The sequence below is a fragment of the Robinsoniella sp. genome, from assembly GCF_034124845.1.
In genome coordinates this window covers 2,593-14,635 of record NZ_JAWYAJ010000471.1, presented here as the reverse complement: position 1 = coordinate 14,635, position 12,043 = coordinate 2,593, and the positions used below count along the sequence as shown (strand labels likewise).

The 12,043-nt window shown below is 43.4% G+C and carries 17 protein-coding genes and 1 pseudogene; all 18 read right to left on the bottom strand.

Going from position 1 to position 12,043, the window contains the following annotated elements:
• Nucleotides 1-292: SpoVA/SpoVAEb family sporulation membrane protein (locus tag ACH2DQ_RS23120; RefSeq protein WP_395028514.1), on the bottom strand; the 292-nt coding region annotated here is incomplete at its 3' end.
• Nucleotides 293-310: 18 nt separating this feature from the next.
• Nucleotides 311-1,321 carry a stage V sporulation protein AD gene (gene spoVAD, locus ACH2DQ_RS23115; protein ID WP_394913401.1) on the bottom strand — a complete coding sequence of 337 codons (1,011 nt, stop codon included), beginning with the start codon at nt 1,319-1,321 and terminating at the stop codon, nt 311-313.
• Nucleotides 1,318-1,788 (bottom strand): annotated as a pseudogene (spoVAC, locus tag ACH2DQ_RS23110) (stage V sporulation protein AC). Before spoVAC ends, spoVAD begins: the two are co-directional and overlap by 4 nt.
• Before the next feature lie 75 nt (nt 1,789-1,863).
• The gene (locus ACH2DQ_RS23105; protein ID WP_395028511.1) at nt 1,864-2,277 is read right to left on the bottom strand and encodes a stage V sporulation protein AB; all 414 of its coding nucleotides are present in this window, start codon (nt 2,275-2,277) and stop codon (nt 1,864-1,866) included.
• A 56-nt stretch (nt 2,278-2,333) separates the two neighbouring features.
• Nucleotides 2,334-2,969, bottom strand: a complete 636-nt coding sequence (locus ACH2DQ_RS23100; protein ID WP_394913398.1) for a stage V sporulation protein AA — start codon at nt 2,967-2,969, stop codon at nt 2,334-2,336.
• Nucleotides 2,966-3,124 carry a hypothetical protein gene (locus ACH2DQ_RS23095; RefSeq protein WP_156042916.1) on the bottom strand — a complete coding sequence of 53 codons (159 nt, stop codon included), beginning with the start codon at nt 3,122-3,124 and terminating at the stop codon, nt 2,966-2,968. Before ACH2DQ_RS23095 ends, ACH2DQ_RS23100 begins: the two co-directional genes overlap by 4 nt.
• 67 nt (nt 3,125-3,191) lie before the next feature.
• Nucleotides 3,192-3,908 (bottom strand): RNA polymerase sporulation sigma factor SigF, encoded by a 717-nt coding sequence (sigF, locus tag ACH2DQ_RS23090; RefSeq protein ID WP_394913397.1) that lies wholly within the window; start codon nt 3,906-3,908, stop codon nt 3,192-3,194.
• 20 nt (nt 3,909-3,928) lie between these two features.
• Complete coding sequence (spoIIAB, locus tag ACH2DQ_RS23085) at nt 3,929-4,375, bottom strand: anti-sigma F factor (RefSeq protein ID WP_394913396.1); 447 nt, start codon at nt 4,373-4,375, stop codon at nt 3,929-3,931.
• 14 nt (nt 4,376-4,389) lie between these two features.
• Nucleotides 4,390-4,827: an anti-sigma factor antagonist gene (locus ACH2DQ_RS23080; RefSeq protein WP_395028508.1), complete on the bottom strand. Its 438-nt coding sequence runs from the start codon at nt 4,825-4,827 to the stop codon at nt 4,390-4,392.
• A 156-nt stretch (nt 4,828-4,983) separates the two neighbouring features.
• Nucleotides 4,984-6,732: a tetratricopeptide repeat protein gene (locus ACH2DQ_RS23075; protein ID WP_394913394.1), complete on the bottom strand. Its 1,749-nt coding sequence runs from the start codon at nt 6,730-6,732 to the stop codon at nt 4,984-4,986.
• A 10-nt stretch (nt 6,733-6,742) separates the two neighbouring features.
• Nucleotides 6,743-6,889 carry a hypothetical protein gene (locus ACH2DQ_RS23070; protein ID WP_394913393.1) on the bottom strand — a complete coding sequence of 49 codons (147 nt, stop codon included), beginning with the start codon at nt 6,887-6,889 and terminating at the stop codon, nt 6,743-6,745.
• The gene (locus ACH2DQ_RS23065; RefSeq protein ID WP_394913392.1) at nt 6,886-8,181 is read right to left on the bottom strand and encodes a bifunctional folylpolyglutamate synthase/dihydrofolate synthase; all 1,296 of its coding nucleotides are present in this window, start codon (nt 8,179-8,181) and stop codon (nt 6,886-6,888) included. Before ACH2DQ_RS23065 ends, ACH2DQ_RS23070 begins: the two co-directional genes overlap by 4 nt.
• Nucleotides 8,182-8,407: 226 nt before the next feature.
• Nucleotides 8,408-8,935 (bottom strand): hypothetical protein, encoded by a 528-nt coding sequence (locus tag ACH2DQ_RS23060; protein WP_394913391.1) that lies wholly within the window; start codon nt 8,933-8,935, stop codon nt 8,408-8,410.
• A complete protein-coding gene (locus ACH2DQ_RS23055; protein ID WP_394913390.1) occupies nt 8,936-9,487 on the bottom strand; it encodes a hypothetical protein in 552 nt (183 codons plus the stop codon).
• A gap of 46 nt (nt 9,488-9,533) precedes the next feature.
• Nucleotides 9,534-10,313 (bottom strand): hypothetical protein, encoded by a 780-nt coding sequence (locus tag ACH2DQ_RS23050; protein WP_394913389.1) that lies wholly within the window; start codon nt 10,311-10,313, stop codon nt 9,534-9,536.
• An 81-nt stretch (nt 10,314-10,394) separates the two neighbouring features.
• Nucleotides 10,395-10,913, bottom strand: coding sequence for a hypothetical protein (locus tag ACH2DQ_RS23045; protein WP_394913388.1), 519 nt, complete (start codon nt 10,911-10,913; stop codon nt 10,395-10,397).
• Nucleotides 10,910-11,221 (bottom strand): hypothetical protein, encoded by a 312-nt coding sequence (locus ACH2DQ_RS23040; RefSeq protein ID WP_394913387.1) that lies wholly within the window; start codon nt 11,219-11,221, stop codon nt 10,910-10,912. The genes ACH2DQ_RS23045 and ACH2DQ_RS23040 overlap by 4 nt, the downstream gene beginning before the upstream one ends.
• An 11-nt stretch (nt 11,222-11,232) precedes the next feature.
• The coding region (locus ACH2DQ_RS23035) for a hypothetical protein (protein WP_395028504.1) at nt 11,233-12,043 on the bottom strand (811 nt) is incomplete at its 5' end.

The following is a 12,043-nucleotide window of genomic DNA, read 5'->3' as shown; positions in this document are numbered from 1 at the left end:
CACCTACTGCGCTGGAAGTAAATCCTCCCATGAAAATCCCGATAAACCCATCCGATTCTATTGCTTTCTTAACTCCGTTCCACAATACGTTGCCCCATCCCAGAAGCGGAACGCTTGCACCGGCTCCTGCAAATTCCTGGAAAGGTCCGTAGAGCCCCACCGCTCCCAGTACCGCTCCCAGGCACACCAGAATAACCATGATGCGTCCCGGCATCAGTTTTGTTTTTTCCATCAGGATCTGTACCAATGCACAGATCAGTCCGCCCACCCAAAAAGCATTAATATATTCCATAACTATCTCCTTTGCTGACTAGCAATGTTCTATTACCACACCGTGTGCAACTCCCGGCACACTCTGTCCTTCATTAAAACTGGTAGGGGAAAGTAACGCTCCGGTAGGTACAAAAAGTACTCTTTTCCAGGCTCCCTTTTCTACACTTGGCAGAATTTTTGCTGCCAAAGTGACCGCTGAACATCCACATCCGCTGCCCCCGGCATGGGTATCCTGTTTGTCCCTGTCGTAGATTTCAATCCCACAGTCCATATGCACTTTGCTGATATCAAACCCTTTTTCTTTTAACAAATCAATCAGGATCGTCTGTCCCACATATCCAAGATCCCCTGTTATGATTTTGTCATAATCCTCCGGCTGACGGTTAAAATCCATCAGGTTCTGGTAAATCGTATCACAGGCTGCGGGTGCCATACATGCTCCCATATTCAATGAATCTTTTACCCCGTAATCTACAATCTTACCAGGGGTTACGCCTGTAATTCTGGCATGCCCTCCCTTTTTAGCCAATATAAATGCACCGCTTCCGGTTACGGTCCAGGTGGCTGCCAGGGGGCGCTGATTACCATATTCCAGTGGAAAGCGGAACTGCTTCTCCGCACTACCAAAATGGCTGGATGTAACCGCCATTACATAATCGGCATAATCGGCACTGATTGTCATTGCTCCAAGGGTCAGTGCTTCCCCGCAGGTGGAACAGGCTCCATACAATCCAAACATTGGGATATTAAAATTCATAACACCAAAGGAGGATGCAATCAACTGCCCCAAAAGGTCACCGCAAAAAACATACCGCATCTGTGCAGGAAGCAGTTTAGCCTTTCCAAGAGCCAGCTGGCAGGCTTCTCTTTGCAGTGTACTCTCCGCTTCTTCCCAGGTGTTTTCACCAAAGTTTGCATCTTCTCCAATTAGATCAAATAATTTTCCAAGAGGACCTTCTCCCTCTTTTTTTCCTACAATTGACGCTGCGCTTATGATATGGGCAGATCTGTCAAACTGAATGCTTTGCTGTCCTGCTGACTGAGTCATCCTACCACCCCCGTTATTCTTAGAATATAATAAATAAGTCCCAATGCCCAGCTGGTAAATACCCCGTATAAAATTACGGGACCGGCAATGGTAAAGATTTTACAGCCGATACCGAAAACCTGACCTTCTTTTTGGTATTCAATTGCCGGTGCTGCTACTGAATTTGCAAATCCGGTAATGGGAACTTACGTTCCGGCGCCTCCGAATTTGGCTATTTTCGGATAAATATTAAATCCCGTCAGAATAACGCTGATCAAAACCAGAAGCATAGAACACCAGCTGCCTGACGTTTCTTTATCCAATCCCATATTAGCAGCGTAGTTCAGTATAAACTGTCCGATAACACAGATGATACCTCCTACCAAAAATGCTTTCGCCATATTCGCCCAGAGATTATGGGTGGGTGTTACTTTCTTGACGTAATCATTATACTGTTGATCTTTTCTCTCTTTTAAAACATCCGCCATTTTAATACTTCCTTTCATCATACTGCACAAAATATTGTTATTACGCAGCAGTTCAGACAATTTTGAACTGTTCGTTTACCACCTCATGTAGAATTGCAGAAGACTGGTCAGAGTTTTGCCCAGTGCGATTGTAATCATAATGAAGCTTACTCCCTTTACCAGACCAATACGCCTAAAAAATATAGGAAATATATTAACTACCTCTGCAAGAGCTAAAATCCAACCTCCTACGAACAGTCCGGAACATATACCAATGATGGCAAGTCCAAAACCGCCAAGTGGACTGCTCACATTATAAACAGTCAGCAGATTGCCAAATAATCCGCCAAATAAAATGCAGGTTTCAAAGATACGGATATGTTTGCCCGTATGGGTTACCCCTATCAGTCTGTTTATAATTCCAAGTCCTGCAATCAGTGCAATGACACCTCCTGCTATGACAAATCCGGAGCTAAAAGCTATGAGGGATAATATTAAATGTATAAACATACTTTACCTCCTGGAATTAGAAAGCATGCCTGCGTTACTGCCTCACATGCATCTTCCTATTGTTTCATTTTCTTTTCATTTTTCGGTTCACGGTTGCTGGATTCAATCAGTGCCTTATTAATATCGTCCTCATAGGTACGCATCTGCACTTCCATCGGTGTTGGATCAGCAGTAAGTTTTTTACCGGCAAAGTGGTTGAAGAATATAATGATTCCAAGCCCAAGTCCGATGGAATATGAGATTTCCAGTATGGTAAACCCATCCGATACGGTTCCGGTAAACTGTTCGTAAAGCTGTGCAAATAATTTGGTGATACTGACATCATTATTAAATGTCATAATGGAAAAACCTGCACCGAAAAAAGACATGAAACATACAAATATAGTCTTCAGCCAGCTGAATGCCTGACTGGGCTGTTTGGCTTTTTCATAGGTAATGATAAAATCTGACTCCCCAATATTGTTTACCTCAAGGCTGGGATAAACCGCATGGATCTGGGTTATAATTTCCATTACAGACATGACATGGCGCCCTGGCTTATTGCCGGTAGGATTATCCAGTTTCAAGGTTTTTATTTTATTTTCAATAGCCTTGTTACTGCATTCTAACTGGGCGATATCCTTTAAAAATACACAATCATCATGCACCTGGACATTTTGATCGATCTTTAAATAAAGCGTATCATTTGTCATATCATTTCCTCATTCTCTTTCATCTGAAATGTATTGACAAGGGTTCCTTTCATCTGGCCATCATGATTATTCAGATAGGTCATATAATAAAAGATTCCTACAATTGCTGCCACGATCATGAAAAGCGCAAATCCCTTCGCAATCTTTTTATACATTTTTATCACTTCCTTTTTCCATCATTTTTGTTTATTATTTGAATTTTGGCAAAAAATATACGGGGAATTATGATATCTTTCCCCGCATCTTTTTCAATATTTTCTTTTCAAGCCTGGAAACCTGCACCTGGGTCATTCCCATGGCCGCCGCAACCTGTACCTGAGTCTTGTCTCCAAAGTAACGGAGATAGATCAGCGAACGCTCCTGAGCGTCCAAGGAATCCAGCAGTTCTTCCAGCACAATATGATTAAGCAGCTCCTCGTTTTTATTCTCCTTTTCCTCTAATTTATCCATCAGCAATATGGCGCTGCCATCTCCCTGATAAATTGTTTTATGCAATGATTCCACTTCGGCAGATGATTCCATCGCCAGAACAATATCTTCTTTTGCCGCGCCGATCTCGGCTGAGATTTCTTCTAATGTGGGTTCTCTGCCCATCTTTTTTTCCAGGGCTTCCCTGGTTGCATAAGCCTTATATGCAGTTTCTTTTAAGGAACGGCTCACTTTAATCATACCGTCATCCCGTAAAAATCTTTTTATTTCACCTGTAATCATGGGTACCGCATAAGTGGAGAACTTTACATCAAACGACATGTCAAATTTATCAATCGCCTTAATCAGTCCAATGCTTCCTATCTGGATCAAATCCTCCATCTCATAGCCACGGCCCTGGAACCGCCTGACAATGGTATAAACCAGCCCCATATTTTCCTCTACCAGTCTTTCTCGTGCATCTTTATCCCCTTGGTGTGCCTGTTCAATTAACGCAAGGGTATGCTCCATTTGACCATCCTTTCCCGATATCAGATTTCATATTCACTTCTGGGTCTGCCTATTTTCTTTTTCATGATTACCCTGGTTCCTTCGCCCACTGTAGATTCCACTTTTACCTCATCCATAAATGCCTCCATAAAAGCAAATCCCATACCGGAACGCTCAGAATCCGGCTTGGTGGTAAACAGTGGTTCCATTGCTTTTTTTACATCTTCAATTCCTCTTCCATGATCAATTACATGAATAATAAAATCATTTCCGTCAATAAAACATTCGATCAGAATCTTACAGATCTTCCCTTCATATCCATGAAGAATTGAATTTGTAACCGCTTCGGAGATCGCCGTCTTCACATCTGCCACTTCCTCCAGCGTGGGATTCAGCTGTGTTACAAATGCTGCTACCGCCACCCTTGCAAATCCCTCATTGCAGGATCTGCTGTCAAATTCCAGTTTCATTTCGTTCGCATAGCTCATATTGGCTCCCCCCTTTAATTAAGCGTTGATTGCTGCGGCAATCCTTCATATATTTCTATCATTTTATAGATTCCGGACAAGGTTAAAATTCTTCTCACCCGCTCATTGACACGGACAGCGATTACGGTTCCGCCCATAAACCGCATATCCTTATAACGTCCCATGATCATGCCGATTCCGGAACTGTCCAAAAAATTTGTTTTTCCAAAATCAAATACGATACTTCTTATATTCTTTCCCTGTACGATTTTATCCGCCCCTGTCCTGATCTTTTCCGCACTGTGGTGGTCTAACTCCATTGGAACCACGATTGTAAGATTCGTCCCCTTTACTTTAAAGCAATCATCCATTAGCCTAAATCCCCCTTTGCTCCCCATTAATTCCGCTTCTAATTCCGCCTCTAAAGCCATTTCTAATTCCTGTGTGTATAAATTTGATTCTTCCGGGTTCATATCTATTTCTCCATTCTTATTAAGAGCACCATCGAACTTCCTGTAATGCTCCGGTACATTTTTGCTAATCTGATTCTAAAACAGAAAAGGGACGTATACATATGCTGTACACGTCCCCAATCTGGAGGTTTCTCATTTTGTATGGTAAGGTCAGGTCTACTGGACAACGCCGCCATTTCCGCCTTCCTGTCCGCCTGCTACCCCATTGCCGTCGCCTGCGGGCGTCGTTCCATCCCCGCCTGCAGTTCCGTTGCCACCGTTTGCGGTGCCGCCGCCTGTGGTATTGGCATCACCGCCGGTTGTGTTGGCGTCTCCGCCTGTGGTATTGGCATCACCACCGGTTGTGTTGGCGTCTCCGCCTGTGGTATTGGCATTGCCGCCGGTTGTGTTGGCATCTCCGCCTGTGGTGTTGCCATTTGTACCGCCTGCCGCGTTTCCGGTAGTATCTCCGGTATTAGCACCTGCGGCGTTTCCGGTGGTTCCACCGGTATTTCCTTCTGTACTATTGTTTCCTTTATTGGAAATATAGCCATTAATATTATTTGCTGCTGATTCTGCAGGGAATTTTTCTAACAGCTGTTTGAATATTTTATCGGCATTGGTTGTATCCTGAGTGTTATAATAGGCAAACGCCAGATAATACATCGCATTCCATGATTCAGGATCAGTCTGGCTTGCCAGAGTTAACTGCTCAATGGCTGTCTTATAATCACCTGCTGCGTAGGCTGTAGATCCCTTGTTGTATTGTTCTGCAAATAAAGCGTCTTTAACACCTGCCATAATCTGCTCATATAATTCCTTTGCTGAACCATCCAAACTCTTTGCATCTACGGTGCTAAGCGCTGTAGCCGCCCCAGTCTGGTCGCCTTTAATCAGCAGATTTGCTGATTTCAGCAAATCTTCATATCCGGCAGCTTTTGCCTTTGCTTCGTCCATGGTCTTATTTGCTGCGTCAACCTTTGCCTGGTAGCCATCGATTTCTTCCTGAAGCTTCACATTACTGGCATTTTCAGATGCCAGCTTTGTATTCGCCTCCGTAACCTGCTTTGTGGCTGTTTGATTCACGCTCTGCTTAATCGCCGGTACCGCTAAAAACCAGACAATTGCACCGCCCAGCAGAAGTCCCAGGAAAATGTTGATAAATGTTGCAATGGTGGAACTGTCTCGAAACGGCGTGGGCTGTATGATGGTATCATTCCCGCTTAAGTATGTCATGGGTCCTGTAAATTTCTTCTCCATGGCATCTTTGGCATAGCGTTTCCGCCTTTTCACATCCAGGCTTGTCCCAATACCGGTTGCATCCTCGATCTCATGGAGGTACCGCAGTGTGGTGGTATTGGTGGCATCAATGCGGATGGCTTTCCGTAAAAGCTTCCTGGCACGTTCATACTCCTGCTGCTTCAGATAAAGCAGTGCCAGAAGATGATACCCTTTGATCAGCTTTGGATTTTGTGTCAAAACCTTTTTCAGCTGAATCACAGCCATATCTTCGTTATCCTGCCTGCAATACTGCAATGCCTGATTGTATTTGCGGATGGTATGGTTGATTGTGTCCAGTTTATTCTTATTTGCCTGCAGCTTGGTTATGTAGCCGTCTGCCGCATTTTCCGGCACCTGCAGATTTTTACTGATTACCCATTCGCTCAGCGCTGAAACCACCTCGCCCATTTCATAGTAAACCAGTCCCAGAAGATTTCTGGCATCAATATTTTCTTTATTAAATTTTAAACTTCTTTTCAGGCAGGCAATCGCTCCAGATAAATCCCGAACCGTCGCCTTTTCCAAACCCTCATTATAAAGGAGGTTGGAAATCCTTATGGTTCTTTTCTGTAAGCTGATATCAGCCCCACATCCGGTACAATAATCTATGGCAGATAAGGGGGTGCCGCAATAAATACATCTCATATGATTCCCCTTATTTTCTCTTTTTCTTTTCTTCCTGAAGCAATTCTTTCAGGATATCGGTAATATCGGTAAAGTCTCTGTTGTAAATGGCGTCTTCTGCTTCATTTACATCCAGGCTCGGATGAAATTTCTTCAACTCTTCTTCGTAATCAATCATTCGTAATTCTCCTCAATTATTCCTTTAATCTCGCCGACCAGATACAATGAACCTACGCAGAATAATAACCCATCCTGCCTCTTTTCCAGTGCCTGCGCGAATGCTTCCCTGATATCCGGAACTTCTGTGACTGCCGCCTTTGTATATCTCTTAAAGATATCCTTAAGCCGTGATGCAGGCACAATCCTGTCTCCCTGTATTTCAGTCACAATTACTTCATCCAATTTCGCTGATTTACAGATAGACTCTATCATGGATTCATAGTTCTTCTCCACAACTGCCGAGAACAGCAATACAACTCTTCGTCTGCTGTCTACTCTTCCCAGGGTCTTCACGAACTCTTCCACTCCTGCGGCATTATGAGCGCCATCCAGAATCACTCCCGGCATAACCGTCTCCATTCTGCCGGCCCAGGTTGTAAAAGCAATTCCGTCAACGATGGCAGAAAGACTGATTTCCTGATTTTCATCGATCACTTTCATCGCCAGCATTGCCAGTGAACTGTTCACTATCTGATATGGAGCAATATAAGGAACCGTAACCCTGACATTTTCATAATAACTACAATTCAGAGAAAAATCAATGCTTTTATCCGTATTTACTAAAATTTCATACATTTTTTCATAGAAAGGTAGTGTCTTTGCATGGAGTTCTTTTGCCCTTTTTTCAATTACTTCTGCTGCCTCTGTATTTCTTGCATCGTAGATGACCGGAACACCTTCTTTGATGATTCCTGCTTTTTCAAATGCAATCTTTGCAATGGTATCGCCCAGTATTTCCGTATGATCCAGACTGATGGATGTTATAATTACAGCCAATGGTTTTTCTACTATATTTGTAGCATCCAGGCGGCCGCCAAGTCCCGTTTCCAATACAACATACTCCACGCCAGCCTCCTTAAAAGCCACCATGGCAACGGCAAATAATATTTCAAAATAAGTAGGATGGAAGAAACCGTCCTTCTGCATTTCCTCAATAACTGTCCACACCTGCCGGTATGCGCCTAAAAAAGCTTCATCCGATATGGGGACATTATTAATCTGAAACCGCTCATTTATTTTAACCAGATGAGGTGAGGTAAACAGACCTACCCGTTTATCAGCCTTGTCCAATATAGAGGAAAGGAAAGCACAAACAGATCCTTTTCCATTTGTACCGGCTACATGTATGATCTTCCTGCCACGCTCCGGTCTGCCAAGACGCTCCATTAATTCAATCGTGTTTTCCAGCTTATTTTTCTTCGTAAATTTCGGAACACTCAATACGTATTCCACTGCTTCTGTATAGTTCATTTCATGGTCACTCCGCTTTCGTTGTTCTTTTCCTATTATAATATAGTCTATATAATATGCAAGTAATTTTTTTCGCAATATCCGTCATCAATCGTTATTGAGCATACTTTTACAGAAAGATGGCACCGCCCAGCTGTTATGAGAGCTGATGCGGCGCCCCTTGTAAATAGTATAAAATCCTTTCATATAACGGAAAGAGCAACCTCTGCCTGTCTCTCTGCCACATTCATTCTAATTTCCAGATAGACAATTCATCATATGATCCATTTTCTTCTTGCTCCCGGAATCCTTCATTGAAATAAATCTCGATTCCGGAGGGGTCAGGCTCACCCTCTTTTACCAGTATAACAAAATAAAACTTCCTTGTTTCTCCTACGCCAAGATTTTTTATTAGGTCGCTCTCCTGCTCATTGGCGAAAAGGAGTTTTCCCTCACAGACATTTTCATCATTCTTGCCGCGAACCAGGATATGTTCTGCATCCACTGCCTGACCGCTCTCATTTGCAGCTTCACCGGATACGACAAAATAGTGATATCCCTGTTGTTCTTCATAATAATTATAGTAACCGTTTGGTTTTTCCGGTTTGACCTCTTTTTTATTTTCCGCTTTCTCCATGGAAAAGCAAATCCCATTTACGTTGATCACATTTCCGGTAACGGTTTTCATATTCTTCACCTGTATGTCATCTGCCTGACACCCGCATATACACAGAACTGCCGCCAGGATAAATACCATTAATATTCTTTTCATCATCTATTTTACCTTCAAAACTGCTTCGATTGCCCCGCCATTGTAGGCATTGTCCGGATTATTCAGATCTACCGTATCCACTTTTATAAGAATGGGATATTCCCCTTTTGTCAGCTTTTCTTCGATCTTGAATTGCGTTACGGCAGTTCCCGGCTTGATCAGTCCGGTCTGATAGTATTCCTTATTATCATTTTTTCCTATTATATGAAATCTGAAATAGCATTCATTGCCTTCCGGGTTAAACAGCGCTATATCCACCAACTGCGTCTCTGCATTCATTTCTAATATATCATACCCCGGCAGCATGATAGATTCCGGGTCCGTATTCTTAACGCCTCCAGGCATCTGGTATGCAATAGCTGTTTCGTCCAGCTTCACTCCCTGATTACGCAATGCAAATAGAAATCCACCCAGTGCCGCTATAAACACCAGTACCACAGTAAGTAAAATTTTCATCACAGATTTCTTCCTGCCTGTACCATGTCCCTTCTTGTCAGCCGTGCTGTCTGCCTGTGCCTGCTGTTTCCCCGCATGTTCTTTGTGTTTTAATTTCATTATTAATCTCCTCTACTCCATTTATACTGCCTCATATAGACTGTTGTCATTCTGATACATCCAGTACGGCATCTATGTTCCCGGCATTATATACCGTTTCGTAATCTTCTGTATCTCTGGTTTCTACAATTATCGTTACGGGATATTCACCTGGCTCCAGCATCCGTATCAGATCAAATTCCGTCACTGCTTTTCCAGGTTCTATAAGACCGGATGTATATAAAACTTCCTTTGTATCCGCCAACTGTATGATATATTTGAAATAGCAGGTATTGCCCTCCGGATTTACAAGTGCGGTATGAATGCGGACCTCACCGGCTTTTACTTTTAATCTGCTGATCCCCGGTAATAAAATAGATTCCGGATCCGTATTACGGACACCGTCTATGTGATAGGAAACAGCTGTTTGATCCAGCCCCGGTGTTTCATCCTGCTTGGCAAACCACATACCTCCCAGAAAAATGGAAGTGCCGGCAATCAGCATGCACAGCAACAGAAATGGTCTGATCCATGCATTTGTCAACACACGTATAAACCCTGTTTCCCCCGTTTCATCCTTAACTTTGATATACCCGATGCTCTTCTTTATCCATGAATTCTTACTGGTGTATGGATATAGTCCGTACCAATCCACATCCGGCTCAGTTCCGGCAAGAAAATGATCCGCATTTTTATTGACTTTTCTTTCCATGTCCCCAAAGATTTTAAAACCTCCGTTGGGATACAGCACCTGTATTTCTTTTTCATCCAGATAGCTCCATACTCTCCCCTGGTTATCCTTAAATTTCTTACACGTATCCGGTAATGTCTCTATTCTTAAATACATACCCGCCTCCTTATTCCGAACCGGCTTTAAACTCTGAAAAAAGCCAGCCGCATGAAGCGGCTGACTCTGTCATGTCTGCGATCAGTTATCGGTGAATGTAAATGTCACAGCCTTAGTGAAGGTTCCCTCAGCATCTGCTGCCGTTTTCAGGTATGCATATCCTTTTCCTTCATTTTCCGTTGCCGTATCCTTTTTTTCCATAGTTGCCAAAACAAATCCACCACTTAATTCTGTCCCGGTATTATCGGCAAGCCCTATTACTGCACTGCCTCCGGTGCCTCCCTCCATACTGATTCCTGCATTGTAATCGGCTACGCTGACGCTGACCGTCTTATCCCCGGTGTATGCCGATGAATCTATTTTATTTAGCAGTTCAAAGTCCAGGCTTACTCCTTTGGATGCATCTGCATTGTAATCGGTCAGTACGATCTTCTTGGGAAATCTGACCATCCATGCTGCATTGTCGGAAGAAGCGGAGTTGGCAGTATAGGTTACTTCAATTCCTCCTGTCGCTGTTTCCGCTGCAAATGCCGGTACAGATGTTGCCGTAATAATCATGGAAGCTAATGCAATTGTAGTTACCGCTTTCATTTTTCTCATATTCGTTTTCTCCTTTTTCTTTTCGAATTATATATAATTATCATCAGCGAACCTGCTGATGCAATTACTAAGATCAGATAAGTACCTGTCCTCATTTCATCGCCTGTTTTCACAACGCGGTTTTTGTCCAGTTCCCCATTCCCCTTGGGTATTTCTTCAAACACAGGTCTTTCCCTTGCTGAATATATAATGTTGGTCTGCCCTGACTGCTTATTCTCCCTGTCTGATTCCTCCGCTGTGACAGTGCTTCCCGCCATAAAAAACATATATGCCGCAATCATTAACATTGCCATTAATCGCTTTGTCATCGTCCACCTCCCTAATTAGCCGGATAGATATAGAACAAGGTGCTGCTGCCCGGTCCTGCAGCATCTTCAGAATCAATTGTAAAGTCCCCCTGGTAATATGCCGGACCATACCTGGATTCTGTGTTGAAATAAATTATCTTCTCGGCTGTACTGCTGTTCAATAGTCCTACTCTGGCATAGTCTGGATATACACCATCCTGCCCCAGAATCTGCCCTGACTGGCTATATGCTTTTACTTCTATCTTTTTCGATTCATCCCCGGACAGGGCGAGTTCAAAGCTCTTTTTCACATCAACTGCAAGATTGCGGTCATTTCCGTTTACACTCCTGTACCCAATCGTCACCTTTGCCCCTGCATAATCCCCTGCTGGTGATAAATTTGATCCATTATCCAGAATTGTTATTTTTTTTGGAATTATAATATAATCTGATGGAAGGATGTCCTTCCACACAGCCGTTAACCGGATACTCTTGTTATTGGAACCGGGCCCTGACGCAAACACATATTGGGCTGTATTGCCGGCACCGGGGCGTATTTCCATATCGGTTTTGATATGCCAATCATCAGCGGATATGCGCTCTTCTACCTTCCAGTAGTCGAAGGCTTTTCCCACCGGTGTCTGACCGGGCGCAGGAAAACGGATATCAGCGGTATTTTGACCGGCAGAGGTGCGATAAATATTGGTATCGGCTATCCCTTCAAAATCTTGCCCTTCTGCGTTTTTATAAGCCACCGTCAGACCCCTGTCGTATTTCACGGATGCCAGCTCACTCAGATCAGCCTCCACTTTGTTTACAGAGGTTGTTCTGTCTTTATTTAAA

Coding starts and splice junctions, on each gene's coding strand:
- spoVAD (WP_394913401.1), bottom strand. CDS start 1,321: ATGACTCAGTCAGCAGGACAGCAAAGCATTCAGTTTGACAGATCTGCC.
- ACH2DQ_RS23105 (WP_395028511.1), bottom strand. CDS start 2,277: ATGTTTATACATTTAATATTATCCCTCATAGCTTTTAGCTCCGGATTT.
- ACH2DQ_RS23100 (WP_394913398.1), bottom strand. CDS start 2,969: ATGACAAATGATACGCTTTATTTAAAGATCGATCAAAATGTCCAGGTG.
- ACH2DQ_RS23095 (WP_156042916.1), bottom strand. CDS start 3,124: ATGTATAAAAAGATTGCGAAGGGATTTGCGCTTTTCATGATCGTGGCA.
- sigF (WP_394913397.1), bottom strand. CDS start 3,908: ATGGAGCATACCCTTGCGTTAATTGAACAGGCACACCAAGGGGATAAA.
- spoIIAB (WP_394913396.1), bottom strand. CDS start 4,375: ATGAGCTATGCGAACGAAATGAAACTGGAATTTGACAGCAGATCCTGC.
- ACH2DQ_RS23080 (WP_395028508.1), bottom strand. CDS start 4,827: ATGAACCCGGAAGAATCAAATTTATACACACAGGAATTAGAAATGGCT.
- ACH2DQ_RS23075 (WP_394913394.1), bottom strand. CDS start 6,732: ATGAGATGTATTTATTGCGGCACCCCCTTATCTGCCATAGATTATTGT.
- ACH2DQ_RS23070 (WP_394913393.1), bottom strand. CDS start 6,889: ATGATTGATTACGAAGAAGAGTTGAAGAAATTTCATCCGAGCCTGGAT.
- ACH2DQ_RS23065 (WP_394913392.1), bottom strand. CDS start 8,181: ATGAACTATACAGAAGCAGTGGAATACGTATTGAGTGTTCCGAAATTT.
- ACH2DQ_RS23060 (WP_394913391.1), bottom strand. CDS start 8,935: ATGATGAAAAGAATATTAATGGTATTTATCCTGGCGGCAGTTCTGTGT.
- ACH2DQ_RS23055 (WP_394913390.1), bottom strand. CDS start 9,487: ATGAAATTAAAACACAAAGAACATGCGGGGAAACAGCAGGCACAGGCA.
- ACH2DQ_RS23050 (WP_394913389.1), bottom strand. CDS start 10,313: ATGTATTTAAGAATAGAGACATTACCGGATACGTGTAAGAAATTTAAG.
- ACH2DQ_RS23045 (WP_394913388.1), bottom strand. CDS start 10,913: ATGAGAAAAATGAAAGCGGTAACTACAATTGCATTAGCTTCCATGATT.
- ACH2DQ_RS23040 (WP_394913387.1), bottom strand. CDS start 11,221: ATGACAAAGCGATTAATGGCAATGTTAATGATTGCGGCATATATGTTT.